Here is a 25012-nt window from a genome sequence, read left to right as displayed (position 1 = left end):
CCGTTCACTGTAGTAAGGAGCCGGCTGTGCTGGTATTGCTTGGATTCGCAATGATTGCGGTGTTCATGGTCCTGATCATGACAAAGAAGTTGACGCCCGTTCTGGCGCTGATCATCGTTCCCACCATCTTCGGCCTGTTTGCCGGTGCCGGCCTCGGCATCGGAAGCATGGTCATGGACTCGATGAAGTCCATGACGTCCACGGCCGCCCTGCTGATGTTCGCGATCGTGTACTTCGGACTCATGATCGACGTCGGGCTGTTCGACCCGTTGGTGAGGTTCATCCTCCGCAAGCTTGGCAACGACCCCGCAAAAGTGGTCCTGGGCACCGCCATCCTCGCCGCCGCAGTATCACTCGATGGCGACGGCTCCACCACCTTCATCCTCACCACCGCGGCGATGCTGCCCGTGTACCTCCGCTTGAAGATGAGCCCCGTGGTCCTGACCTGTGTGGCCGGCCTGGCCAACGGAACCATGAACATCCTGCCGTGGGGTGGTCCCACGGCCCGTGCCGCCACCGCACTCAAGGTCGACGTCAACGACGTGTTTGTTCCCATGGTGCCGTCCCTCATCGCCGGCCTCGTCGTCGTCTTCGTGTTCTCCTGGCTCTTGGGCCTGCAGGAACGCAACCGCCTCCGAGCCACGGCCCCCGAGATCTGGGGCGACGTCTCCGACGCCGGTGACGTGTTCGACGGCGGCACGCGCCGCGGCGGCTCGGGCACCGGCGGCAGCCCCGACGTCGTGGTCCTCGAACGCACCGAAACCTTGGTTGACCTCGCCGACGCGGGTTTGACCGCCACCGCACTCGACCCCCACCGCAAGACCCTGCGCCCGAAGCTCTTCTGGTTCAACCTCGGACTCACGGTCGCGGTGATGGTCATGCTCGTGGCCAACCTGGTGCCGCTGCCGTACGTCTTCATGGTGGGTTCCGCGATCGCCCTGCTGGTGAACTTCCCGAAGGTCAAGGAACAGGGTGCGCAGCTGGTGGCCCACGCGCCGTCCATCGTGGCCGTGGTCAGCATGGTCATGGCGGCGGCCGTCCTCACGGGTGTCCTCAACGGCACCGGCATGGTCAAGGAAATGTCTGCATGGCTGGTCCACATCATCCCGGCCGAGATGGGTCCGTTCATGGCCGTCATCACTGGCCTGCTCAGCATCCCGATGACGTTCTTCATGAGCAACGACGCCTTCTACTTCGGCGTCCTGCCGGTCCTGAGCGAAACCGCCGGGCACTACGGCATCAGCGGCGCGGAAATGGCCCGTGCCTCCATCACCGGCCAGCCCTTCCACCTCCAGAGCCCGTTGGTCCCCGCGATCCTGCTGCTGGTGTCCCTGGCGAAGGTGGAACTGGGAGACCACCACAAGAAGGTCCTGTGGCGCACGGCGGTCATCTCCGTCGTTATGCTCGCGGTGGGCATGCTGACCGGAGCCATCGGCATCGGCTAGCAACGCGACCACGCAACGCGGGGTCACTGACGGCCCATTCGGGACCTCCGGATGGGCCGTCAGTGACCCCGCGTTGTTCGTCGTCCAAGCCACGTAGACTAGTCCGGAAAACCATTTGAACTTTGCAGGGGAGATCCATGGCTGCGATCAACCGTGACGACGTCGCGCATCTTGCGCGTCTGGCTCACATTGAAATGAGTGCCGAAGAGCTGGACAGGATGGCCGGCGAACTTGCCGTCATCGTGGATTCGGTGAAGTCCGTCAGCGAAGCCGCCGGGGACGATGTCCCGGCCACGTCCCACCCGATTCCGTTGAGCAACGTGTTCCGTGAGGACGTCGTGGGCCACACGTTCACCGCCGAGCAGGCGTTGTCCGGGGCTCCGGATTCCTTCGAGGGCCGTTTCAAGGTTCCGGCAATCCTGGATGAGGACTAAGCGAATGACTGAATTGAACAACTCCGAACTCATCCGCCTGTCCGCCGCACAGTTGGCCGCCAAGCTGGCCGCGCGCGAGGTCACGTCCGTCGAGGTCACCCAGGCGTACCTGGACCGGATTGCCGACGTTGACGGGCAAGTCAACGCATTCCTGCACGTCAACGCCGAAGAGGCGCTCGCCGTCGCCGCCGAGGTGGACGCGATCCGTGCCGCCGGCGGTGCCGAAGCCGAAGCGCTGCACGAGCTCGCCGGCGTACCCATCGCCGTCAAGGACCTCATCGTCACGATCGGCCAGCCCACCACGGCCGGCTCCAGGATCCTCGAGGGCTGGCACAGCCCCTACGACGCCACCGTCATCAAGAAGCTGCGCGCAGCGAAGATGCCCATCCTTGGCAAGACCAACCTGGACGAATTCGCCATGGGTTCCTCCACGGAACACTCGGCGTACGGCCCCACCCGCAACCCGTGGGACCTGGACCGCATTCCCGGCGGCTCGGGCGGTGGCTCCGCGGCCGCCGTCGCGGCTTTCGAGGCTCCGCTGGCCCTCGGCACGGACACCGGCGGATCCATCCGCCAGCCCGGCGCCGTCACCGGCACGGTCGGCATGAAGCCCACCTACGGTGCTGTTTCCCGCTACGGTGCCATTGCCATGGCCTCGTCGCTGGACCAGATCGGCCCGGTTTCGCGGACCGTGCTGGACTCGGCACTCCTGCAGGAAGTCATCGGAGGCCACGACCCCTTCGACTCCACTTCGCTGACGGACCCCTTCGACACCCTCGTTGCCGCAGCCAAGACGGGCAACGTCACGGGCACGAAGATCGGCATCATTAAGGAACTCCACGGCGAGGGCTACCAGGCCGGCGTCGAGAACCGGTTCAACGAGTCCCTTGAGCTGCTCAAGGAGGCCGGCGCGGAAATCGTCGAGGTTTCGTGCCCCAACTTCAAGTACGCGCTGGGCGCCTACTACCTGATCATGCCGTCCGAGGTTTCCAGCAACCTGGCCAAGTTCGACGGCGTGCGCTACGGCTTGCGTGTCCTGCCCGAGGACGGTCCCATGACGATCGAACGCGTCATGGCCGCCACCCGCGCCGCCGGTTTCGGCGATGAGGTCAAGCGCCGCATCATCCTGGGCACCTACGCCCTGAGCGCCGGCTACTACGACGCCTACTATGGTTCTGCGCAGAAGGTCCGCACGCTCATCCAGCGCGACTTCGACGCCGCGTTTGCGCAGGCCGATGTCCTGATATCGCCGACGGCCCCGACCACAGCCTTCAAGCTGGGGGAGAAGCTGGACGACCCGCTGGCCATGTACCTCAACGACGTCGCCACCATCCCCGCGAACATGGCCGGTATCCCGGGTTTGTCCCTGCCGGGCGGCCTGGCCGACGAAGACGGCTTGCCCGTGGGTATCCAGCTGTTGGCGCCTGCCCGCGAGGACGCCCGCCTGTACCGCGTGGGCGCTGTCCTTGAATCCTTGCTCGAAGAGAAATGGGGCGGCCCGCTGCTCGCGAAGGCACCCGTTCTCGGTTCCAGCTCCACCATCGCCGGAGGTTCCAACTGATGTCTACCGACGCCATCCTCAGCTTCGAAGAGGCCATGGAGAAGTACGATCCCGTCCTTGGCTTCGAGGTCCACGTGGAACTCAACACCAAGACCAAGATGTTCTCCTCCGCCCCGAACGTCTTCGGCGACGAGCCGAACACCAACGTCAACGAGGTGGACCTCGGCATGCCCGGCGTCCTGCCCGTGGTGAACAAGACCGCAGTGGAATCCTCCATCAAGATCGGCCTTGCCCTGAACTGCAAGATCGCCGAGTACTGCCGCTTCGCCCGGAAGAACTACTTCTACCCGGACACCCCGAAGAACTTCCAGACGTCCCAGTACGACGAGCCCATCGCGTACGACGGCTACCTGGACATCGAACTCTCGGACGGCACAGTGTTCCGTGTCGAGATCGAGCGCGCACACATGGAAGAGGACGCCGGCAAGCTGACCCACATGGGTGGCGCCACGGGCCGCATCCAGGGTGCCGATTACTCGCTGGTGGACTACAACCGTTCCGGTGTTCCGCTGGTCGAAATCGTCACCAAGCCGATCGAGGGCGCCGGCAGCCGCGCACCCGAGCTCGCCAAGGCCTACGTTGCCGCGGTGCGCGAAATCGTCAAGAACCTCGGTGTTTCCGACGCCAAGATGGAACGCGGCAACGTCCGTTGCGATGCCAACGTCTCGCTGCGCCCGCACGGCCGCGAACGTTTCGGCATCCGTTCCGAGACGAAGAACGTGAACTCGCTGCGCGCCGTCGAGCACGCCGTCCGTTACGAAATCCAGCGCCACGCCGCCGTCCTGGACTCCGGCGAGCCGGTCATCCAGGAGACGCGCCACTGGCACGAGGACACGCGCACGACGACGTCGGGCCGGGCCAAGTCCGACGCCGACGACTACCGCTACTTCCCGGAGCCGGACCTCGTTCCGGTCCTCGCGTCCCGTGAATGGGTCGAGGAACTCCGCGCCACGCTGCCCGAACCGCCCGCGGCCCGACGCAAGCGGCTCCAGGCCGACTGGGGCTATTCGGACCTCGAGTTCCGCGACGTGGTGAACGCCGGTGTCATGGACTCCATCGAGGAAACCATCGCCGCCGGTGCCAGCGCGTCCGTGGCCCGCAAGTGGTGGATGGGCGAGATCGTCGGACGCGCCAAGACGGCCGACGTCGACCCCTCCGAACTCGGCGTCACGCCGGAAACCATCGTGGAGCTCAACAAGCTCGTCGAGGGCGGCAAGATCAACAACAAGATGGCTGCCCAGGTGCTCGACGGCGTCCTCGCGGGCGAAGGCACTCCGGCCGAGATCGTCGAGAAGCGCGGCCTCGCCGTCGTGTCCGACGACGGCCCCCTCCTGGAAGCGATCGACGCCGCACTGGCAGCCCAGCCCGACGTCGCGGAGAAGATCCGCGGCGGCAAGCTTCAGGCCATCGGTGCGATCGTCGGCGGAGTCATGAAGGCCACCCGCGGGCAGGCCGACGCCGGCCGTGTGCGCGAGCTGATCCTGGAGCGCCTCGGCGTCGAAGGCTGACCACCCCGTCTCACCCAACCGGGTCGCAGTTGTTGTCGTTTTGAGCCGTCAAAACGACAACAACTGCGGGGCCCACGCCGCCCGGGTTCCCTGGCCGAGCGAAGCGAGGTTAGGGAGGCGGTGGGGACTAGTTGGGTGAGGATCCACAGCCGTCACACAGCTTCAAGGCTCATCATGGAGTCATCAGTTCTTTGCTGCCCGCCCCTTTGCCGGACCGGGAGGAGCGGAGAGAGGATTCGGCTATGTCCACCATGACTCCGGGGGTTCGTAGGGCCCTCATCGCCGGCGGAATCGTCGTCGTCCTGGGCGGCGGTGGTGTGGCCGCAGTCTGGGCTGCCGGCCAGGTCATCCCCGAGTACGTCGTGAGCGCGACGCCGACCAGCACGGCTTCGCCTGCCACCCCGTCGCCCGGGGCTACGTCGCCCGCCACACCGTCGCCCGGCAAGGTCCGGCCGTTCCCCGTCCTTCCCCGCGGCGTCGCAGGACCGGGGATCCACGGCGAGTTCACGGTCAAGAACAAGGACGGCAGCTACACGACGCTCGTGACACAGCGGGGCACAGTGCAGTCCGTCAGCGATACGAGCATTTCCGTGAAGAGCGATGATGGCTTCACGCAGAGCTTCGGGATCACAACGTCGACTACCATCGTCAAGCTCCCCGCCTCCGGAACCGGCACGCAAGGCAAGAGGCCATCGCCCCAAACCATCAAGGCCACGGACCTGAAGGCGGGCGACACCGTCGCAGTCTCCGGCACGAAGAGCGGCACCACTGTCACGGCCACCCGCATTGTCGGGGGTACTTTGCCCGCTGCGTCCAACAATGGCGGGCGACGGCTCGGTTACGGCAGCGTCTCTTCCTGAACCCGCACCCGTTCGTCTGGCTATGATGCTACTACCGCCGGACCACGCCCGAGGTCCGGCGGCTTAGCCACGAAGGAGACGAATGCGCCCCACGATCAAGTCCGTGGCGGCTGCAGCGGGGGTCTCGACGGCGACCGTGTCCTATGTGCTTTCAGGCAGGAGCGGCAAGGACGGCAGCAGGAGCGGTTCCGGGGTGGCGCCAGCTACGGTGCTGCGGGTTCAAGAGGCGGCCCTCGCCCTCGGATATCGCCCCAACCAATCGGCACGGGCGATCCGCACCGGCCGAACGAACCTGCTCATGTTGTCGCTCACCATGATCTCGGATCCGTGGGCCTTGGACGTAAGCCGCGCTGTTGGTACGGCCGCGGCCCGGCACGGCATTACGCCGATGATCCTGGCCGATACCGACTGGCGGGTGGCCCTCAAACGGCAAAACGCGGACGTGACGTTCATCGATGGCGCCGACGAGCCCGGGGATGTCGAACTGCTGGCGCAGGCGGCAAGATTGCAGCGCCTGGTGGTTTTCAGCGACACCATGGAACCTGAGGGATTCGACGTCGTGCGGCCGGTGGTGGGTTCGTCATGCGATCTGGCAGTGGAGCACCTCACCGCCCGGCATCGCCGCGTGGCTTGCCTGATCTCCTCGGCACCTTCGATGAGTACCCTCGACATCCGCCTGGGCGCCTACACGCGCGGCCTTGCCAAAGCCGGTTTGGAGTACCGGGACGACTACGTCGAGGCGTACGACCGCGACGGACTCAGCGCGTTCGATGCGGCGTTGCGGCTCCTTCAGCGGGCGGACCGTCCGACCGCGATCTATGCGACCACCGACTTCGCGGCAATAGCCGCCATCCACGCGGCCCAACGGCTGCAACTCCGCATTCCAGAAGACGTCGAAGTGATCGGTATCGGCAACACCACCGAAGGCGAGCGCATGACGCCGTCGTTGACCACCGTTGGTCCTGAAGGCTTTTTCGATGGCCTGGCCGCATTCCTGCTCGACCGTGCAGAGAATCCCGATGGACCCGCGCGCATCCTCGAATTCCCGTGGAAGCTCATCGTGAGGGACTCAGCGCCCTCTGCGTGAAATCCGGGGCGCCCGGTGCAAGAACCCGGTGCCGACCCGGTGCCATCCCCGCGGTTTGTCGAGGCGCGTGCCCGATGATCACGCGACCCATCCCTTTTTGCACTTTGGTGACGTTTTCGGCCCGAAAAAGTTAAGGAAAGATCATTCAGAATCTTGCCTTTAAACGATTAACATGATGTGATCGACTGCACAACACCAGCTGGGTTGGCTGTTCGCCGAATGCGGGCCCGCCCCCGAAGGACCGTCGGTCTTCTGACCAAGACATCGGAGAATTCTTATGAACCACAACGTGACCCGCAGGTCATTCCTTTCCTTTGCGGCTGCCGGTGCCGCCGTCGTTTCGCTCGCCGCCTGCGGCGGAAACAGTGCCGCCGGGGGTAGCGCAGCCAAGGCCGCCTACGCTGCTCCCGCGAAGGACCTGAGCGCGGAGCTGAGCTACGCCATCTGGGACGCGGCGCAAAAGCCCGCGATGCAGAAAATCGTGACCGAATTCAACAAGCAGTACCCGAACATAAAAGTCACCATCGACGTCACGCCGTCGAAGGGTTCTGCCTACTGGACGAAGATCCAGACCCAGGCAAGCAGCAACACCCTGCCGGACGTCTTCTGGATGAATGGCCCGCACATCAAGCTTTACGCGCAAAACAACCAGCTGATGCCGCTGGACGGCTTGGTGTCCGGCAAGGCAGTGGATACCGCCAATTACCCGAAGGCGCTCGTGGACCTGTACACGGTCAACGGGGCCTTCTACGGGGTCCCCAAGGATTTCGATACCAGTGCGCTCTTCTACAACAAGGCGCTCTTCAAGGAAGCCGGGGTGTCCGAGCCGACATCCAGCTGGACCTGGGACGACGTGAAATCCACCGGTGCCAAACTCTCCAAGTTCTACCAGGGCAAGGGCGTCTACGGATACGCCGGCGACCTCACGGGCGGCCAGACCAGCTACTACAACACGATGATCGAAGCCGGCGGGACCATCATCTCGGCCGACGGCAAGAAGTCCGGATACGACTCCGCCGGATCAATCGCCGGCCTCCAGTTCTGGCGCGACCTGATCGAATCCGGCGTATCGCCGTCGATGCAGCAATTGACGGACACCTCCTCAAGCGACATGTTCACGTCGAGGAAATTGGCGATGACCATGGACGGCTCCTGGACCGTCGGGCCGGCCCAAAAGGCTCTTGGTGACGATCTTGGCATTGTCAGCCTCCCGAAGGGGCCGAAGAGCAACCAGAGCGTGATCCACGGACTTGCCAACGTGATTCCCGCCAATGCGAAGAACCCTGCCGCGGCGCAGGCGTTCGTCGCTTTCCTGGGAACCCAGGATGCGGCCAAGATCCAGGCGGAAACCGGAACCGTCATCCCGGCCTTCAACGGCACCCAGGATGCCTGGGTCAAGGCTGTTCCCTCCGTTGACCTCACCGTCTTCCTCGACCTCGCCAAGGATGCCTCGCCCTATCCGGCGTCTGCCAACACGGCCGCCTGGAACGAACTCGAGAACACCTTGCTGCCGCAGGCCTTCGCCGGGACCAAGCCGGTTGCCGACGTCGCCAAGGACCTTGCCAGCCAGATGAATGCAGCGCTGGCCAAAGAATCATGAAAGCCCAGATCCTGACGCCGGCATCCAAGAGTGTCCATGCCGCCCAAGCAGCGGGGGACCACCGCAATGGAAAATCCAAGTCGGATGGCTGGTGGCCGTGGTTGTTCGTGGTGCCAACCGTTGCGGGAATCGGCGTGTTCTATCTTTGGCCGATCGTCCAGACGTTCTATTACAGCTTCACCAAGTGGGGGGTCTTCGGCGGAACCAAGTTCATCGGCCTGGACAACTACGTGCGGATGTTCGCGGATTCCACCATTCCGCAATCAATCCTCAATACGCTGATCTATACGGTGGTCGTGCTGCTGGGGATTCCCATCGCGGTCATCCTTGCGTCCCTGATCGAGCGTCCCGGCCTGCGCTTCGCGGCCCTGTACCGGACGCTGTACTTCATTCCGTACATCACCATGCCGGCCGCCGTCGGGATCGTGTGGAGGCTGATCTACAACGGCGACTTCGGACCCATCAACTGGTTCCTGGGCTTGTTCGGGATCCACGGCCCTTATTGGACATCGACGCCGGGATTCGCGCTGCTCGCCGTGGCTACCGTGGGTCTTTGGATGTCGCTGGGATTCAACCTCATCATCATCAGCGCGGGACTTCGCGAGATTCCGCGTGAGCTCTTCGAAGCCGCGGAGATGGATGGGGCCAGCCGGATGCGCCAATTCTTCAGCATCACCGTTCCGCTGTTGACGCCCAGCATCTTCTTCGTCACGATCGTCACCGTGATCAGCGGCTTCCAGCTGTTCGATCTGCTGTACGTGATGATGGGGAAAGCGAACCTGGCCATGCCGCAGACGCAAAGCCTCGTGTACATCTTCTACAACCAGGCCTTCCTGCAGAACGACAAGGGCTATGCGGCAGCCATCGGCATCCTGATCCTGGTCATCATCGCTCTTCTGACCGCATTCCAATTCCGTATCCAGAAGAGGTGGGTCAACTATGTCTGAATCGATGCTCTCAACACAAAGCGGCGTCGAATCGCGGCGCAGCGGACCGGTTGCAGATCCGCCTCAAGCCGGAGGCGCACCCAAGGGCCGGGACGGCAAAAGCCGCAGCACCAAGGGCAGAGGTGCCCCGCGCCCGGCAGGGAAAAACCGGGGGACAAGGGGAGGCAAGCAAGGCTCGAACGTCCTGGCGCACTGCGTACTGGCCATTGGCGGGCTGGCCATGATCTCGCCGCTCCTCTATCAGATCGTCATGTCGCTTTCGACGAACGCAGAAGTCCAAAGCACTCCGCCCACCCTGTGGCCCAGCATTGTCCAGTGGCACAACTTCGCGGATGTCTTCACGTCCATGAACTTCGGTTCCCAGCTCTGGGTGACGGTGGCAATCACGGTCATCCGCGTGATCGGGCAGGTGCTTCTCTGCTCCATGGCGGGCTACGCCTTCGCGCGGATGCAGTTCCGGTTCAAAGGGCTCATCCTGGCCGTCGTCTTGTCGATCATCATGGTGCCGTCGCAGTTGTTCCTGATCCCGCAATACCAGATCATCCAAAACCTGGGTTGGCTGAACAGCATCGCCGGCATCGTGGCTCCGGGCATCTTCAGCGCCTTCGGACTGTTCCTGATGCGTCAGTTCTTCATGGGCCTCCCGGACGAACTCGAAGACGCGGCACGGCTCGACGGCGCCAATCCGTTCCAGATCTTCTTCCGGGTCATGCTGCCTTTGGCAGCAAACGGTCTGTGGGCCCTGGTCATCATTACCGTGCTGTGGTCCTGGAATGACCTCTTGTGGCCTTTGGTGGTGACGTCGACGGCGAACGCCGCACCGTTGAGCGTCGGGCTTTCGAACCTCCAGGGTGAGCACGCCAACAATTACCCGATCCTCATGGCGGCATCGCTCATGGCCATGGCCCCGATCCTGATCATGTTCCTGCTCATGCAGAAGCGTGTCATGGCGGGCATCGGCCGCTCCGGACTCAAGTAAAGACCCCACGCAAAGACCCGCGCAGGAAAGGATCGCAGCCCTTGACGGAACAGAACCCGGTCCAGCTGGACGGCTGGTCGTTCGTATTGGCGGACTCCTTGGAAAAGGTCTACCCGGACGCTCCACCACGGCCGTTCGACAGGACCATCCCGGTGTCCGTTTTCCCCGGCGAGACAGCGTCGGTCCAAGTGGCCCTCAGGCCGCCGATGAAGCACGGTTTTCGGCTGGCGGGGGCGTTGGAAGTTGCAATCGATGGTCCGTCGGCAGGGTTCGCCACCATTTCGCAGGTTGAGCTGGTGCCGTGTTCCTTGGCGGCATTCCCGCAGCATGACGGCGGCTACGACCGGGACGCCCCCGGACTGTATCCAGACCTTTTGCGGCCAGCCCCGGATGGGTTGATCAGGCCCCTCTACGGGCAGTGGACGGCTGCATGGATCGACTTCGTGGTGCCATCCGCCGAGAACGCCGGCGAGCACGAACTCGGGATCTCCGTGCGGGACGCCGAAGGCAACACGCTCTTCAGCACCCACATCTGCGTCACCGTGATGCCCGTGCGGGCCCCGGAACTGGAGATCGTGAACGCCCACTGGTTCCACTGCGACGGCTTGGCGAGCCACTACGGCGTCGGGGTCTTCGGCGCGGAGCATTGGTCGATCATCGATGCCTTCATGGGATCCGCGGCAAGGATGGGCGCCAACTCGCTCCTGACGCCCACATGGACCCCTCCGCTCGACACAGCAGTCGGGGGAACGAGGCTGCCCACCCAGCTGATCGGGATTCGCGAAGATTCCGGCTACCACTTTGATTTCAACAAGCTGCTGCGCTGGGTGGGCCTGTGTGCCAAACACGGCATAGAGTACTTGGAAATCGCCCATTTCTTCACCCAATGGGGGGCCAAGGCGACCCCGGCGATCTACGTGGAGACTGCCCAGGGACTCGAACGGCGCTTCGGCTGGGACGTTCCGGCAACGGCTGCTTCATACCGGGAGCTCATGGCCGGGCTGCTGCCGGCCCTGCGCTCCTTCCTGGCAGAGCATTGGTCCCTTGATCGGGTCATTTTCCACCTTTCCGATGAACCGGAGGGCGCCGAGGCCCTGGCGGGATACCAACAGGCAAAGGCCATCGTCGCGGATCTCCTGGACGGGCTGACGGTGGTTGACGCCTTGAGCGACTTCGAGTTCTACAGCAGCGGCGCCGTGCCGAATCCCGTGGTGGCAACCGACGCCGTGGCGCCGTTCCTGGCGGCCGGGGTGAAGGATCTGTGGGTCTATTACTGCGTCGCCCAGGATACCGGCGTTGCCAACCGGTTCATTTCCATGCCTTCAGTGCGAAACCGGGTGTTGGGCCACCAGCTCTTCGCCCAGGAATGTGCGGGATTCCTGCATTGGGGATTCAACTTCTACAACACGGCTCATTCCCTGGCGCCCGTGGACCCGTTCAAGGACACCTGTGCCGGGGGAGCCTTTCCGGGCGGCGATGCCTTCATGGTCTACCCGGGACCGGACGGGGTGCCGTGGGAATCGATCCGTTACAAGGTGTTCGCCCAGGCCATGTGGGACCACCGGGCACTCTCGCTCCTGGCCCAGCTGGCCGGTCGCGAGGAGGCGCTGGCGCTCATCGATACGGACGGCTCGGGCGGAAGCCTCGCCATGGACAGCTTCAGCTACGACCCCCTTCATTACCGGAGGGTTCGCGAGCTGGTCAACCAGGGAATCGCGCAGCGCGTGGGTCAAACACGCCAGCGCATCAACTTATCGAGTTAGGAAAGTACTTATGGACCTCAAAGTAGGCATCGTCGGATTCGGCTTACGGTCGTCACTGTGGCGCCACGCGCATCAACCTGGCCAGGGTTCGGAAGTCACGGTCGTGTGCGACCTGGGCGAGCGCGGCAGGGCCGACGCGGCCGAGAAGATCCCGACGGCGGTCATCACCGACGATTTGGACGTTTTGTTGGCCTCCGACCTGGACGCGGTCCTGGTCCTGACCCCGGACAACCAGCACGCCGCCGTCGCCGTCCGGACGCTCAAAGCGGGCATCCCCACCTTCTGCGAAAAACCGCTCGACGTCACGCTCGAAGCGGCCGACCTCATCCTCCAGACAGCCTTCGACACCGGAACGCGGCTCTACGTGGGCCACAACATGCGGCACATGCCGGTGGTGGTACAGATGCGAGAGATCATCCAGGCCGGGACCATCGGTGACGTCAAGGCAGTCTGGTGCAGGCACTTCGTGGGGAACGGCGGGGACTACTATTTCAAGGATTGGCATGCCCAGCGTGCCAACACCACAGGGCTGCTGCTGCAAAAGGGCGCGCACGATATCGACGTCATCCACTGGCTCGCCGGGGGATACAGCACCACGGTGCAGGCGATCGGCGATCTGGCCGTCTACGGGGACGTCGCGTCCCGTCGCGACAACACGGGGCGCCGGATGGGGGATTGGTTCTCGGTTGACAACTGGCCTCCCACCGAACAGACGGATCTCGCCGAGACGATTGACGTCGAGGACATCTCGATGATGAACATGGTCCTGGACAACGGTGTGCTCGCCTCGTACCAGCAGTGCCACTTCACCCCGGACTATTGGCGGAACTACACGGTGATCGGCACCAAAGGCAGGATGGAGAACTTCGGTGACGGGGCCGGCGACCAGATCCACGTATGGACCACGCGCACAAACGGTTTCGCCGAGCCCGACCAGCGGGTCGAGGTCCGCGAGGGAGAAGGCGGCCATGGCGGCGCGGACCCCTTGCTCATCGCTGAGTTCCTGCGTTTCGCCAAGGACGGGGGAGCCACCGCGACCTCGCCGATCGCAGCCCGGGAGGCCGTGGCCGCGGGAGTGCTCGCCACCGAGTCCCTCCGTGGTGACGGTTGTTCGAAGCGGGTTCCGGCGTTGCCCGAAGAACTCGTGGAATATTTCGACGCCGGCCAGCCGGCCCGGGTCCGGGAACTCTAGAGGCCGCGCCCAACTGGCTCGCATTTGTTGTCGTTTTGGGGCCTCATAACGACATTAAATGCGAGTCAGTTGGGCTGTGAGGTGCCCCCGGCGAGTTCGGTCATGACGGTCTGCAGTGCTTCGCAGACCGTCATGACCGATTTCCGTTTCAGGGTTTCCGGCCTCGCCAGGATGTCGATCTTGCGCACGGAATTCACCCCCGCCAGTGGACGCAGCACCACGCCGGCGTCCAGGACGCGCTGGGCGGTGAACCGCGGGAGCAAACCTATCGCGCCGCCGTCGGCCACGAGCGAGGCCACGGTGGAATAGTCGTTGATGCGGTGCAGCACATCGGCCGGACGCCCGCTGACGGCGACGACGGCGGTCAGCACGTCGGCGGGGGAGTAACCGTCGCGGCTGGTCACCCAGGGCTGCCCGACGACGTCGGCCGGCCTGAGTTCGCGGCGCGCCGCGAGCGGGTGCCCGGCAGGCAGCGCGACGTCGAGCGGTTCGTCGGCGAGCGGAATCACGGCTACTTTGTCGGTGGGCCACTCGGGGCTGTGCTCCATCCGGTGCGCCAGCACCAGATCATAGCGCGCGGCCAGGCCGGGAAAGTCTTCCTGGGCAACGTCTTCGTCGGCGAGCTTCACGCGGGGAACGCTGTTTTCAGGGGCCGCGTTGCGGGCGGTGGTCAGCAATGCCGCGAGCGGAGCGAACAAAGCCTGCCCCGCACTGTGGAAGGCGCTCACGGTCACGGTCGAACCAGGCGAGTCGTGGTAGGCGCCGATGGCGGCCTGGGCGTCCGCGAGCGCATTCACGACGGCGGCTCCGGCGTCGGCGAGGACCCGGCCGGCGTCGGTGAGCACCAGGGCGCGGCCTTCCTTGCGGGTCAGCGGCACGTCCACCGACTTCTGCAGGAGGGCGAGCTGCTGGGAGACGGCCGAGGGAGTGACCATGAGCGTCTCGGCCACGGCCTTGACACTGCCGAGATCTCCTAGTTCCCTGAGCATTTGGAGCTGATGTACTTCCATTTAGCAAATGCTAAATCGTTGATTGAGAAAAACCTAGTTGTGCTAAACAGTCCGTGGGGCTTCAATGAAGTGAAACGGCACACAAACGGCCCAATCCCTTGAGTTAGGAAGACCCATGAAGGCTCTCTACAAGTCCGGTCCCCACGCTGGTTTTGAACTCGTCGAACGGCCCGAGCCGGAGGCAGGTCCCAGCGACGTCAAGATCCGCGTCATGACTACCGGCATCTGCGGAACCGACCTGCACATCCAGTCCTGGGATGCCTGGGCGCAGAGCATCATCGAGACTCCCCTGATCGCCGGTCACGAGTTCTACGGCGAAGTGGTCTCCGTGGGCGAGGACGTCCGCGACGTCAAGGTCGGTGACCGCGTCTCCGGTGAAGGCCACGTGGTCTGCGGCATCTGCCGCAATTGCCGTGCGGGCCGCCGCCAGATGTGCATCCACACGGTGTCCGTGGGCGTGCAGCGCGATGGTGCTTTCGCCGAATACGTCGTGATTCCGGAGACCAATGTCTGGGTCCACCAGGATCCCTCCATCACCCCGGAGCTCGGCGCCATCTTCGACCCCTTCGGCAACGCCGTCCACACCGCCCTGAGCTTCCCGCTCGTCGGCGAGGACGTGCTCATCACCGGTGCCGGACCCATCGGGCTCATGGCAATCGCCGTCGCGCGCCACGCCGGTGCCCGCAAGATCGCCATCACGGACGTGTCCGCTCCCCGCCTTGAACTCGCCCGGAAGATGGGCGTGGACCTCGCCGTCGACGTGTCGAAGATGCGCGTCAAGGATGCCCAGCTCGAGCTCGGCATGCGCGAAGGGTTCGACATCGGCCTGGAAATGTCCGGGCATCCCACGGCCCTGCCTGAGATGATCAACAACATGAACCACGGCGGACGGATCGCCATGCTCGGCTTGCCCAGCCAGTCCATCGACATCGACTGGGGCAAAGTGGTCACCCACATGCTGACCCTGAAGGGCATCTACGGCCGCGAAATGTACGAAACCTGGTACGCCATGAGCGCCATGCTGTCCTCCAACCCCGAGCTGCACAGCCGCATTTCCGCCGTCGTCACGGACAAGCTGTCCGCCACCGACTGGGAAAAGGGCTTCGAAATCGCCCGCGCCGGCACCGGCGGCAAGGTTGTCCTCGACTGGACCGACATCTAAGACACCGTAAAGTCCTCCCCAAGACCCCAGTACCAGGAGCCACCATGTACTCAAGCATCAAAGACCAGCTGCAGGGCGAACTTGAAGAGATCCGCACCGCAGGCCTCTTCAAGACCGAACGCCACATAGACTCGCCGCAGGCCAGCCACATCTCGGCAGGCCAGCTCGGGCAGCCGGCGAACACCGTCCTGAACTTCTGCGCCAACAACTACCTTGGCCTGGCAGACCACCCGGACATCATCTCGGCCGCCAAGTCCGCGATGGACGAGCGCGGTTTCGGCATGGCCTCCGTGCGTTTCATCTGCGGCACCCAGGACCTGCACTTGGAGCTCGAAGCCCGGGTCTCACAGTTCCTGGGAACCGAAGACACCATCCTCTTCTCGAGCTGCTTCGACGCCAACGGAGGCGTTTTCGAGTCCCTGTTCGGGGCCGAGGACGCCATCATCTCTGATTCCCTGAACCATGCCTCCATCATCGACGGCATCCGGCTCAGCAAGGCCAAGCGCTTCCGCTACGCCAACCAGGACATGGCTGACCTCGAAGCCAAGCTGGTCGAAGCCTCCACCGGCGATGCCCCGGCCCGGCGCAAGATCATCGTGACGGATGGCGTCTTCTCCATGGACGGCTACCTCGCGCCGCTCGAAGCCATCTGCGATCTCGCCGAAAAACACGACGCCCTGGTCATGGTGGACGATTCCCACGCCGTCGGCTTCATGGGAGCCACCGGCGCCGGAACTCCGGAACACGCGGGTGTTTCCGACAGGATCGACATCTATACCGGCACGTTCGGCAAGGCCCTTGGCGGCGCCTCGGGCGGCTACGTCTCCGGCCGCGGCGAAATCATCGCCATGCTGCGCCAGAAGGCCCGCCCCTACCTGTTCTCCAACTCGCTGGCGCCGGCCATCGTCGCCGCCACCATCAAGGCCATTGAGCTGGTCCAGGGCTCGGGCGAGCTCCGCTCCAGGCTCTTCGAGAACGCTGCCCTGTTCCGCCGTCGCATGAGCGAGGAAGGCTTCGAACTGCTCGACGGCGAACACGCCATCATTCCGGTGATGTTCGGCGACGCTGTGGCGGCCGCGAAGGTTGCCGACGAGATGCTCCACCATGGAGTGTTCGTCACGGCGTTCAGCTACCCCGTGGTACCCAAGGGAGCTGCCCGGATCCGCGTGCAGCTTTCGGCCGCGCACAGCTCCGAGGACGTCGAAGCCTGCGTCCAGGCCTTCGTGAAGAGCCGCGCGGCCGCGGGGCTCTGAGTTCCCATGATCCTCACCATCCTGGGCGGCGGGGGATTCCGGGTACCCCTGGTCTATTCAGCACTGCTGTCGGACCATGGGCCCGGACGGGTCACCGAACTGAGACTGTTCGATGCCGACCCCGCGCGCCTGGGCGTGGTGGCCAAGGTCCTCGCCGAGATGGCCGAGGGGGTGCCCGACGCTCCCTCGGTGAGGACGTTCACGGCGCTGTCGGAAGCCCTGCCGGGTACCGACTTCATCTTCTCCGCCATCCGGGTGGGCGGGCTGGAGGGGCGCGCCGCCGATGAGCGGATCGCCCTCGCGCACGGTGTCATCGGGCAGGAGACCGTCGGCGCCGGCGGAATTTCCTATGCCTTGCGGACCATTCCCGTGGTCCTGGACATCGCCGAGGCAGTGAAGAAGCATGCCCCGCACGCCTGGTTCATCAACTTCACCAACCCGGCCGGGGTCATCACCGAGGTCATGACGCGGGTCCTCGGCAACAAAGTGGTGGGGATCTGCGATTCGCCCGTCGGGCTCGCCCGGCGCTGCCTGCTCGCCGCCGGAGTCCACCGTGGTGCTGCGGCTTTTCGGGATGGCGCCGTGGAGATCGACTACATCGGCCTGAACCACCTGGGTTGGCTGCGCGGGCTGGTGGTCGATGGTACGGATGTCCTGCCGCGGCTTCTCTCCGACGACGGCGCCATCGAGTCCTTCGAAGAGGGCCGGCTGTTCGGCGCTTCGTGGATGAAGGCCTTGGGTGCGGTTCCCAACGAGTATCTGCACTACTACTACTTCAAGCGCGAGGCGCTCGATGCCGACCGGCGCGCCGGAACTACCCGCGGCGCCTACTTGGCGCGGCAGCAGTCGTCCTTCTACAGCGGGTTGGCGGAAGCGAACGACGGCGGTGCGGAGCCCGCTCCGGGGGTCCCGTCGTCGAAGTCGGCCCTTAGGCTCTGGGAAAAGACCAAGCTGGATCGCGAAGAGACGTACATGCAGAGCAACAGGGACGCGGCCGGTACGTTCGAACGCGACGCCGAGGATCTGGTGTCGGGCGGTTACGAGGCCGTTGCCTTGGCGATCATGCGTGCCATCAGCCAGGACGAATCGGCCCGGCTGATTCTGAACGTCCCCAACAACGGCACCCTCGCTGAGCTCGACGACGGCGCGGTCATCGAGGCGCCCTGCCTCGTGGATGCCCGCGGAGTCCGCCTGCTCCCGGCCAATTCTCTTCCGGACTACGCGCGCGGGCTCGTCGTCAATGCCAAAGCGGTGGAACGGGCCACGATCGACGCTGCGCTCACGGGTTCCCGGAGCTCCGCCTACAAGGCGATGGCGTTGAACCCGCTCGTGGACTCGGTCAGGGTGGCAGAAGCGCTCCTGGACGACTACGTCGGCCACTTCAAGGAACTCCAGTACCTGCGCTGAACCCCTTTGCCTCAGCCCTGTCCCGAGGGGGATCGGAGGCCTAGTATCTGCAGCATGGACAAAGATGCAGCACAACGTGTAACCGAGGTGTTGGATTCGCAGCAATGCTGGAATCTCCTGAGGGGCGTGTCCGTCGGCAGGCTGGCCGTGTGGCTCGGAGACCACCCTGACATTTTTCCGATCAATTACACCGTGGACCAAGGGACGGTTGTCTTCCGGACCGGGGCGGGCACAAAGCTCGCCGCGGCCCTGGGTGAATTCCCGGTAGCCATGGAAGTCGACGGCGTCGACCCCAACACCGGCGTCGCATGGAGTGTTGTCCTCCACGGGAAGGCGGCGCCCGTCAAACAGCTGGACGACGTCATCAACTCGTTCTCGCTGCCCCTGTTTCCCTGGGAATCCGGCAAGAAGGACCATTTCGTGCGGGTTCCCGCGGATTCGATCTCCGGGCGGCGCTTCACCGTCACGGAGCCGCTCACGTGGTGGACTCCCTACAGCGGCATCAAACCCTCCGCCACGGAGTAGCCCCCTCGCATCTGGGCCTGCGCGCTGACAGGATGGGGGAATGGCTGCAAATTATGATGTGGTAATTGTCGGGGGAGGCATCGCGGGGTTGTCGCTCGCGTCAGCGCTGGCAGGCCAGTGTTCGGTGGCCCTGGTGGAAGCCGAACAGACACTGGCCTACCACACGTCCTCCCGCTCGGCCCGGCAGCTGATCCCCAGCTACGGACCCGCCGTCGTGCAGGAACTCACCGTCCGCACGCTGGAGCTGATGGCAGCCCGCGACGCCGCACTGCTGGTGCCGGTCCTGGAACCGCGCTCGTTCATGTTGGTGGGCGACGAAGCCACCGTCAAGGCAGAAGCCAGCGGGCACATGCACCCCATCACGCATGCCGAAGCCCTCGAGCTGTGCCCGGCCCTGAATCCAGCATCGTTCACGGCGGCTGGCCTGGATAAAGAGTCATTCGCCTGCAACACGCCCGTGCTCTTGGAGGACCACCGGCAACGTGCCGAGGCCGGGGGAGTGGACATCATCACCGGCGCCAGGGTCCATTCGGCCCAACGCCTCGGCTCCGGCTGGCAAGTGGGCGCCGGGCTGGAAGGCTTCCAGTCCGCTGTCGTCGTCAACGCGGCAGGTGCCTGGGCAGATGAACTCGCGGTGCTCAGCGGGGTGGAGAAGCTGGGCTTGCAGCCGTTCCGGCGCACGGCGGCAATCGTCGACGTCGAGCACCCGCTTCCGCCCGGGAGCCCCATGGTGTGCGCCGCTGATGACACGTACTACTTCCGGCGCGAAGGCGAACAGGTGCTCATTTCGCCGTCGGAGACGGTGCCGAGCGGCCCTGAAGACGCGCAGCCGCGGCCCGGCGACGTGGAAGAGCTCGTGACCCGGTTGAATTCGATCACCTCGTTGGGCATCCGCGCAGTGGCCAAAGCCTGGACCGGGTTGCGCACTGAAGCCGCCGACGGGGTGCCGGTGGTGGGTTTCGACGCCGAGGCTCCCGGCTTCTTCTGGCTTGCGGGGCAAGGCGGCTACGGTTTCCAGACCTCTTCCGCCATCGCGGAGCTCGCGGCCGCGGAAATCCTGGACTATACATCCGGCACTAGTCCGGCATCCCGGACACCGAGGGAGCTCGCAGCGGCCCGATGGTCCATCCGCCGTTGAACAATAGGTTCATGAGCGGGCAGACGAGCACACTAATCAGCAACATCGGCGAACTGATGACCCAGGACGCTGGGCACCGCGTCCTCAAGGACGCCGCCGTCGTGATCGAAGGTGAGCGGATTTCCTGGATCGGTCCGGCGTCGGAGGCTCCCTCGGCCGATCAGCACGTGGACGCGGAAGGCCGCGCCGTGCTCCCGGGCTGGGTTGACTCGCACTCACACCTGATATTCGCCGGGGACCGCACCGCCGAATTCGAGGCACGGATGGCCGGCCAGAGCTACAGCGCCGGCGGCATCGCCGTCACCACCGGCGCGACGCGGGCCGCGAGCGATGGGGAACTGACCCGGCTCGCCGCCGGGCGCGTGGCCGAAGCCGTCTCCCAAGGCACCACGTACCTCGAGAGCAAGACCGGCTATGGACTGGACCTCGAAAACGAGGCCCGCAGCGCACGCATCGCGGCGGCGACCGTCGATGAAGTCACCTACCTCGGCGCGCACCTGGTCCCGGCCGGAGCCGACGCCGAGGAATACACGGACCTCGTCTGCGGTCCGATGCTCGACGCCGTCCGCCCGTACGTCAAGTGGGCCGATGTCTTCTGCGAGCGCGGCGCTTTCACCGAGGAGCAATCGCGCCGGGTCCTGACCGCGTGCCGCGATGCGGGCCTGGGCCTGCGTGTCCATGGCAACCAATTGGGTGAGGGTCCCGGCGTGCAGCTGGCCGTGGAGTTCGGTGCCGCCAGCGTCGACCACGTCAATTACCTTTCGGCTGCGGACATCGAAGCGCTCGCCGGAACCTGGAGCGGTTGGGATGCCTCTACCGGAACGGGCACGCGCGGCACGGTTGCCACCTGCCTGCCCGCTTGCGATCTTTCCACCCGCCAGCCGCTCGCCCCGGGCCGCGCCTTGATCGACGCCGGGGTGCAGATCGCCTTGGCCGCGAACTGCAATCCGGGCACCTCCTACACGAGTTCCATCGCCTTCTGCGTCACCACGGCGGTGCTGCAGATGCACTTGAGCGTCCACGAGGCCGTCCGGGCGGCCACGTATGGCGGTGCTCTCGCGCTAGGCAGGGAGTCGGGCAACGATGTCGACGGCGAACGGGCGGTGGGTTCGATCGCCGTCGGGCACCGCGCCGACCTGCACATGCTCAAGGCGCCGTCGGCCACGCACTTGGCGTACCGGCCCGGTATTCCGCTGACTTTCGCGGTGTGGCGGGCGGGTATCCGGGCGGTGTAGCAACTCAATCCGGCACACAAAAGCAGGGTTCCTCCAGATGGAGGGGCCCTGCTTTTTTGCGCGGCGCGCTGAAGCCCTCCGCGATCCTTGTGCGATTGAATATGATCGTTTAGTGTTTATATGGATCATAAAACGTCAAATGGTTGAGTGTTGAAGAGTGCGTCGAAGAAGCGCGGACAGGAATGGTAAGTGCGATGAGTAACAACACCCTCGGGGCCTTCATGGAAGAAGAGCTTGTTTCGCAGCCCGAGGTCTGGCAGCGGGCCATCGGGCAATGCGAACTTGAGCAAGCCAAGGCAGGGCGCCTGCTTCCCGCTGACGGTGCGCGGATCGCCGTCGTCGGTTGCGGTACTTCGTGGTTCATGGCGCAGAGCTATGCCGCTGCCCGCGAAGCCGCGGGCAAAGGTGTCACCGACGCGTTTGCAGCGTCGGAAGCCTTCCTCAATCACAACAGTGCCGGCCGCCAATACGACGCCGTCATCGCCATTACGCGCTCCGGAACCACCACGGAGGTGCTTGAACTCCTCGAGGCCTTGCGTGGGAAAGTCCGCACCATCGCGGTGATCGGGGACGTGGATTCGCCCATCACCACGCTGGCCGACGTCGTGATCGGCCTTCCCTACGCGGACGAGAAGTCGGTGGTCCAGACCCGCTTCGCCACGACCGCCCTGGTGTACCTCCTCGCGAGCCTGGGCATCGAACTAGGCGATGCAATCGAGGACGCCCGTACCGCTGTGACCGAAGCTGTTTCCCAGGAGCTGCTCGACGCCGAACAGTTCACCTTCCTCGGTACCGGCTGGACCGTTGGCCTGGCCCACGAAGCCGGCCTCAAGATGCGCGAAGCAGTGCAGGGATGGACCGAATCCTATCCGGCAATGGAATACCGGCACGGTCCCATTTCCATCGCGGCCCCTGGCCGGGTGACGTGGATCTTCGGCCCGCAGCCCGAGGGCCTGGATGCCGACATGGGCCGCACCGGCGCCCTCTACGTCCACACCGGCAAGCACCCGCTCGCCGAGCTGGCCCGGGTCCATAAGGTCACGCTGGAGCGGGCACGCGTGCGCGGCCTCAATCCCGATCTGCCGCGCAACCTGACGCGCTCTGTTGTCCTGAACGCTACGGCTTAGGCAATCCCATGGTTCTCGGAGCCGCTGAATCCGCAGTCCTGGCCTTCGATGTGGGCGGGACGGATCTGAAGGCAGGCCTTGTGGACACGGCCGGGAATGTCCTTGGCCTGCGCCGCACCGCCACGCCGCACGATCCCTTGCGCCCGGGCGAGGCGATCCTGGACGCCGTCGAGGGCTTGGCGTCGGAATTTGCCGCCGAGTTCCCCGGCCACCCGGCGAAGGCCGCGTGCATCGTGGTTCCGGGAATCGTGGACTCCGACACCGGAGTGGGGATCTATTCGGCGAACCTTGGCTGGCGGAACTTTCCCTTCGGGGAAAATGCCGCGCAGCGCCTCGGAATGCCGGTCTCCTTCGGGCATGACGTCAGCACGGCGGCCGAAGCAGAATGCCGCTTCGGAGCCGCCAAGGACTTTCGAAACGTCGTGGTGATGGTGGTCGGCACCGGAATTGCCGCCGCCGTCATCTCCGACGGATACCCGGTGCGCGCGGGCGGCTTCGCCGGGGAACTGGGCCACGCCCTCGTTCCGGACCCCGACGGGCCCGGCCACACGATCCTTGAGGCAGTCGGCTCCGCCGGAGCGATCGCCCGGCGTTACAGCGACAAAGCCGGAACTCCGCGCGCGGGTGCCCGTGAAGTCCTCGAACGGGCCACAGCCGGCGACGCCCTTGCGGCCCGGATCTGGGCCGACGCCGTGGACGCCCTCGCCTTCAGCCTCAGCCAGTGCGTCAGCATCATCGGCACCGAGGCAGTGGTGGTGGGCGGCGGACTGGCCGAAGCGGGGGAAGGGCTCCTCCAGCCGTTGCGTTCGCGCCTCGACGAGCTGCTCGACTTCCAACGGCGGCCCATCATCATGCGCGCCCAACTGGGACAGGATGCGGGTTTGCTCGGCGCCGCCATGAGGGCCCGGGCATTGCTCCCGGCTGCGAAGGCCGCTTCCGGCACGGGGTCGGGCCGATGAACGGGGCCATCAAACGGGTCATCACCGTCACGCCCAATCCGGCCATCGACCTCAGCTACCACGTCGCCGGGATCACCCCCGGAGCAAGCCATCGCGTTGCCGCACCGCTCAGCCGCGCAGGCGGAAAGGGCCTCAACGTCGCCCGCGTGGCCCACCAGCTGGGCCATCCCGTGCTGGCGCTCGCGCCCTCGGGAGGCGCGGCCGGTGCCGAATTCGCCGCCGAACTCCGCAGCAGCGGCGTGCCGCATCGCCTGATTCCAGTCGCCTCGGATACCCGGCGCAGCATCGCCCTCGTCGATACGGTGGGCGGCGAAACGTCCATCTTCAATGAAGAGGGGTGCTCCCTTCAACCATCCGAATGGCAGGCGCTCGCCGCCGCCGTTGTCGACGCCCTGCACTTCGACAACCCGGACGGGCAAAGCGCGGGAGTGCTTGTCGGTTCCGGGAGCCTGCCGCCCGGTGCGCCCGCCGACTTCTATCCCGCGCTGGTGCGCCTGGCGCACGACGCCGGGATTCCCGCCGTCGTCGACACCTCCGGTCCCGGGATCGTCGCCGCAGCGCGGGCCGGGGCGGACCTCCTCAAACCCAACAACCACGAACTCCTCGAAGCAACAGGTGAAAGCAGCCTTGACGTCGCAGCGCGGCGACTGATCGCCCTCGGAGCGAAGACCGTCCTGGTCAGTGCCGGCGCCGAAGGGATGCTTGCGTTCCACGATGGGGCTCCAGGCGGCTACTGGAGCGCACGGCTCCCGGAACCGCTCAGCGGCAACCCCACGGGAGCCGGCGACGCCGGAGTGGCAGCGGCCGCCGTCGCGCTCGCCGACGGGATCACCGACATCCCCACGATCCTCCGCCGGGCAACGGCCTGGTCCGCCGCCGCGGTGCTCATGCCTGCCGCCGGCGAGATCTCGCCGCTTTACGCGGACCTCGAAGACCAACTCATTCTCAGCTGGAAGGAGACCCGGTGACGCTCGTCAGTACACGGGAACTCATGGATACCGCCGCCGCCAACGGAATCGGACAAGGCGCCTTCAACGTCATCCACCTCGAAACCGCGGAAGGACTGGTTGCCGGAGCGGAGGCCGCGGGCGTCCCGCTGATCCTGCAGATCTCCGAGAACTGCGTCCGTTTCCACGGCGGGCTCGTCCCGATTGCCCGCGGGGCCATGTCCATCGCCCGGGACTCTTCGGTGCCCGTGGCCCTCCACCTCGACCACGCCGAATCCGAAGAGCTGGCGCTGCAGGCCGTCGACCTCGGGTTCGGGTCCGTCATGTACGACGGTGCGCACTTGCCTTACGACTCGAATGTCGAAGTCACGCGGAGGATCGCCGGATACGCCCAGGACCACGGAGTCTATGTCGAGGCCGAGCTCGGAAAAGTGGGAGGCAAGGACGGTGCCCATGCTCCGGGAGTCCGGACGGATCCCGCCGAGGCCCGTTCCTTCGTCGGTGCCACCGGCGTCGATGCCCTCGCCGTCGCCGTCGGGTCCTCCCACGCCATGACCCAACGGAGCGCAGCCCTGGACCTCGCGCTCATCACCCGGCTCAAACAGGCCGTCCAACTTCCGCTCGTCCTTCACGGGTCCTCCGGCGTGGCGGATGAAACGCTGGTGGCGGCAATCCGGGCCGGTATGACTAAGATCAACGTATCCACACACTTGAACGGGTTCTTCACCCGCGCCGTCCGTGAGTACTTGGATGCCAACCCTTCCGTGGTGGACTCCCGCAAGTACATCAAGGCCGGACGGGACGCGCTGGTGTTGGAAACCGCACGTCTGCTGACGCTGTTCGCGAAAGTGAATTAGTCCCAATTCCGGAAGG

General features: G+C 65.1%; 22 protein-coding genes. 21 read left to right on the top strand and 1 reads right to left on the bottom strand.

All coding sequences use genetic code 11. The features are described from left to right. Positions 1–26: 26 nt before the first annotated feature. The 11 genes from BMF89_RS04235 to BMF89_RS04185 all read left to right on the top strand — a co-directional run bounded on the left by BMF89_RS04235 (position 27) and on the right by BMF89_RS04185 (position 13376). The gene (locus tag BMF89_RS04235; protein WP_078105823.1) at positions 27–1445 is read left to right on the top strand and encodes a CitMHS family transporter; all 1419 of its coding nucleotides are present in this window, start codon (positions 27–29) and stop codon (positions 1443–1445) included. A 137-nt stretch (positions 1446–1582) separates the two neighbouring features. Further along, positions 1583–1879, top strand: a complete 297-nt coding sequence (gene gatC / locus BMF89_RS04230) for an Asp-tRNA(Asn)/Glu-tRNA(Gln) amidotransferase subunit GatC (RefSeq protein WP_078105822.1) — start codon at positions 1583–1585, stop codon at positions 1877–1879. 4 nt (positions 1880–1883) lie between these two features. Beyond that, positions 1884–3440, top strand: a complete 1557-nt coding sequence (gene gatA, locus BMF89_RS04225; protein ID WP_078105821.1) for an Asp-tRNA(Asn)/Glu-tRNA(Gln) amidotransferase subunit GatA — start codon at positions 1884–1886, stop codon at positions 3438–3440. Continuing rightward, complete coding sequence (gene gatB / locus BMF89_RS04220) at positions 3440–4948, top strand: Asp-tRNA(Asn)/Glu-tRNA(Gln) amidotransferase subunit GatB (protein WP_078105820.1); 1509 nt, start codon at positions 3440–3442, stop codon at positions 4946–4948. The genes gatA and gatB overlap by 1 nt, the downstream gene beginning before the upstream one ends. Positions 4949–5190: 242 nt before the next feature. After that, the gene (locus BMF89_RS04215) at positions 5191–5808 is read left to right on the top strand and encodes a hypothetical protein (protein WP_078105819.1); all 618 of its coding nucleotides are present in this window, start codon (positions 5191–5193) and stop codon (positions 5806–5808) included. 82 nt (positions 5809–5890) lie between these two features. After that, positions 5891–6895 (top strand): LacI family DNA-binding transcriptional regulator, encoded by a 1005-nt coding sequence (locus BMF89_RS04210; protein WP_078105818.1) that lies wholly within the window; start codon positions 5891–5893, stop codon positions 6893–6895. 277 nt (positions 6896–7172) lie between these two features. After that, the gene (locus tag BMF89_RS04205) at positions 7173–8495 is read left to right on the top strand and encodes an extracellular solute-binding protein (RefSeq protein ID WP_078105817.1); all 1323 of its coding nucleotides are present in this window, start codon (positions 7173–7175) and stop codon (positions 8493–8495) included. Further along, a complete protein-coding gene (locus BMF89_RS04200; protein WP_078105816.1) occupies positions 8492–9442 on the top strand; it encodes a sugar ABC transporter permease in 951 nt (316 codons plus the stop codon). The genes BMF89_RS04205 and BMF89_RS04200 overlap by 4 nt, the downstream gene beginning before the upstream one ends. Continuing rightward, the gene (locus BMF89_RS04195; protein ID WP_253190692.1) at positions 9435–10421 is read left to right on the top strand and encodes a carbohydrate ABC transporter permease; all 987 of its coding nucleotides are present in this window, start codon (positions 9435–9437) and stop codon (positions 10419–10421) included. The genes BMF89_RS04200 and BMF89_RS04195 overlap by 8 nt, the downstream gene beginning before the upstream one ends. 41 nt (positions 10422–10462) lie before the next feature. Next, the gene (locus tag BMF89_RS04190; RefSeq protein ID WP_139359533.1) at positions 10463–12184 is read left to right on the top strand and encodes a DUF4091 domain-containing protein; all 1722 of its coding nucleotides are present in this window, start codon (positions 10463–10465) and stop codon (positions 12182–12184) included. Positions 12185–12194: 10 nt separating this feature from the next. After that, on the top strand, positions 12195–13376 hold the full coding sequence (locus tag BMF89_RS04185) for a Gfo/Idh/MocA family oxidoreductase (protein WP_078105814.1): 1182 nt from the start codon (positions 12195–12197) through the stop codon (positions 13374–13376). A gap of 65 nt (positions 13377–13441) precedes the next feature. Here BMF89_RS04185 and BMF89_RS04180 read toward each other — a convergent pair whose 3' ends face one another. Then, a complete protein-coding gene (locus BMF89_RS04180) occupies positions 13442–14386 on the bottom strand; it encodes a LysR family transcriptional regulator (protein WP_078105813.1) in 945 nt (314 codons plus the stop codon). A gap of 115 nt (positions 14387–14501) precedes the next feature. On the opposite strand from BMF89_RS04180, the gene tdh reads away from it, so the two are divergent. The 10 genes from tdh (at position 14502) to BMF89_RS04130 (ending at position 24996) form a co-directional block, all read left to right on the top strand. Beyond that, the gene (gene tdh, locus BMF89_RS04175) at positions 14502–15548 is read left to right on the top strand and encodes an L-threonine 3-dehydrogenase (protein ID WP_078105812.1); all 1047 of its coding nucleotides are present in this window, start codon (positions 14502–14504) and stop codon (positions 15546–15548) included. A gap of 44 nt (positions 15549–15592) precedes the next feature. After that, positions 15593–16801, top strand: coding sequence for a glycine C-acetyltransferase (locus tag BMF89_RS04170; protein ID WP_078105811.1), 1209 nt, complete (start codon positions 15593–15595; stop codon positions 16799–16801). Positions 16802–16807: 6 nt separating this feature from the next. Then, positions 16808–18208 (top strand): 6-phospho-beta-glucosidase, encoded by a 1401-nt coding sequence (locus tag BMF89_RS04165; RefSeq protein WP_078105810.1) that lies wholly within the window; start codon positions 16808–16810, stop codon positions 18206–18208. Between the two features lie 54 nt (positions 18209–18262). After that, positions 18263–18733, top strand: coding sequence for a pyridoxamine 5'-phosphate oxidase family protein (locus BMF89_RS04160; RefSeq protein WP_078105809.1), 471 nt, complete (start codon positions 18263–18265; stop codon positions 18731–18733). Positions 18734–18773: 40 nt separating this feature from the next. Continuing rightward, entirely contained in the window at positions 18774–19871 is a 1098-nt protein-coding gene (locus BMF89_RS04155) for an FAD-dependent oxidoreductase (protein WP_078105808.1), read from the top strand. 11 nt (positions 19872–19882) lie between these two features. Then, complete coding sequence (hutI, locus tag BMF89_RS04150) at positions 19883–21106, top strand: imidazolonepropionase (RefSeq protein WP_078105807.1); 1224 nt, start codon at positions 19883–19885, stop codon at positions 21104–21106. A gap of 194 nt (positions 21107–21300) precedes the next feature. Next, positions 21301–22233 (top strand): SIS domain-containing protein, encoded by a 933-nt coding sequence (locus BMF89_RS04145; protein ID WP_078105806.1) that lies wholly within the window; start codon positions 21301–21303, stop codon positions 22231–22233. A gap of 8 nt (positions 22234–22241) precedes the next feature. Next, complete coding sequence (locus BMF89_RS04140; protein ID WP_078105805.1) at positions 22242–23192, top strand: ROK family protein; 951 nt, start codon at positions 22242–22244, stop codon at positions 23190–23192. Then, positions 23189–24160, top strand: coding sequence for a hexose kinase (locus BMF89_RS04135; protein ID WP_078105804.1), 972 nt, complete (start codon positions 23189–23191; stop codon positions 24158–24160). The genes BMF89_RS04140 and BMF89_RS04135 overlap by 4 nt, the downstream gene beginning before the upstream one ends. After that, entirely contained in the window at positions 24157–24996 is an 840-nt protein-coding gene (locus BMF89_RS04130) for a class II fructose-bisphosphate aldolase (protein WP_253190691.1), read from the top strand. Before BMF89_RS04135 ends, BMF89_RS04130 begins: the two co-directional genes overlap by 4 nt. Positions 24997–25012 lie beyond the last annotated feature (16 nt).

Origin of the sequence: Arthrobacter sp. SRS-W-1-2016, assembly GCF_002009585.1 — a bacterium.
Classification (GTDB): Bacteria; Actinomycetota; Actinomycetes; order Actinomycetales; family Micrococcaceae; genus Arthrobacter; species Arthrobacter bambusae_A.
Note: the sequence above shows the minus strand (reverse complement) of the source record. Positions and strands in the feature narration are given on the sequence as shown.

Coding starts and splice junctions, on each gene's coding strand:
- gatC (WP_078105822.1), top strand. CDS start 1,583: ATGGCTGCGATCAACCGTGACGACGTCGCGCATCTTGCGCGTCTGGCT.
- BMF89_RS04140 (WP_078105805.1), top strand. CDS start 22,242: ATGGTTCTCGGAGCCGCTGAATCCGCAGTCCTGGCCTTCGATGTGGGC.
- BMF89_RS04160 (WP_078105809.1), top strand. CDS start 18,263: ATGGACAAAGATGCAGCACAACGTGTAACCGAGGTGTTGGATTCGCAG.
- BMF89_RS04165 (WP_078105810.1), top strand. CDS start 16,808: ATGATCCTCACCATCCTGGGCGGCGGGGGATTCCGGGTACCCCTGGTC.
- BMF89_RS04145 (WP_078105806.1), top strand. CDS start 21,301: ATGAGTAACAACACCCTCGGGGCCTTCATGGAAGAAGAGCTTGTTTCG.
- BMF89_RS04215 (WP_078105819.1), top strand. CDS start 5,191: ATGTCCACCATGACTCCGGGGGTTCGTAGGGCCCTCATCGCCGGCGGA.
- BMF89_RS04185 (WP_078105814.1), top strand. CDS start 12,195: ATGGACCTCAAAGTAGGCATCGTCGGATTCGGCTTACGGTCGTCACTG.
- BMF89_RS04135 (WP_078105804.1), top strand. CDS start 23,189: ATGAACGGGGCCATCAAACGGGTCATCACCGTCACGCCCAATCCGGCC.
- BMF89_RS04205 (WP_078105817.1), top strand. CDS start 7,173: ATGAACCACAACGTGACCCGCAGGTCATTCCTTTCCTTTGCGGCTGCC.
- tdh (WP_078105812.1), top strand. CDS start 14,502: ATGAAGGCTCTCTACAAGTCCGGTCCCCACGCTGGTTTTGAACTCGTC.
- gatA (WP_078105821.1), top strand. CDS start 1,884: ATGACTGAATTGAACAACTCCGAACTCATCCGCCTGTCCGCCGCACAG.
- BMF89_RS04195 (WP_253190692.1), top strand. CDS start 9,435: ATGTCTGAATCGATGCTCTCAACACAAAGCGGCGTCGAATCGCGGCGC.
- BMF89_RS04180 (WP_078105813.1), bottom strand. CDS start 14,386: ATGGAAGTACATCAGCTCCAAATGCTCAGGGAACTAGGAGATCTCGGC.
- BMF89_RS04200 (WP_078105816.1), top strand. CDS start 8,492: ATGAAAGCCCAGATCCTGACGCCGGCATCCAAGAGTGTCCATGCCGCC.
- BMF89_RS04210 (WP_078105818.1), top strand. CDS start 5,891: ATGCGCCCCACGATCAAGTCCGTGGCGGCTGCAGCGGGGGTCTCGACG.
- gatB (WP_078105820.1), top strand. CDS start 3,440: ATGTCTACCGACGCCATCCTCAGCTTCGAAGAGGCCATGGAGAAGTAC.
- BMF89_RS04170 (WP_078105811.1), top strand. CDS start 15,593: ATGTACTCAAGCATCAAAGACCAGCTGCAGGGCGAACTTGAAGAGATC.
- hutI (WP_078105807.1), top strand. CDS start 19,883: ATGAGCGGGCAGACGAGCACACTAATCAGCAACATCGGCGAACTGATG.
- BMF89_RS04155 (WP_078105808.1), top strand. CDS start 18,774: ATGGCTGCAAATTATGATGTGGTAATTGTCGGGGGAGGCATCGCGGGG.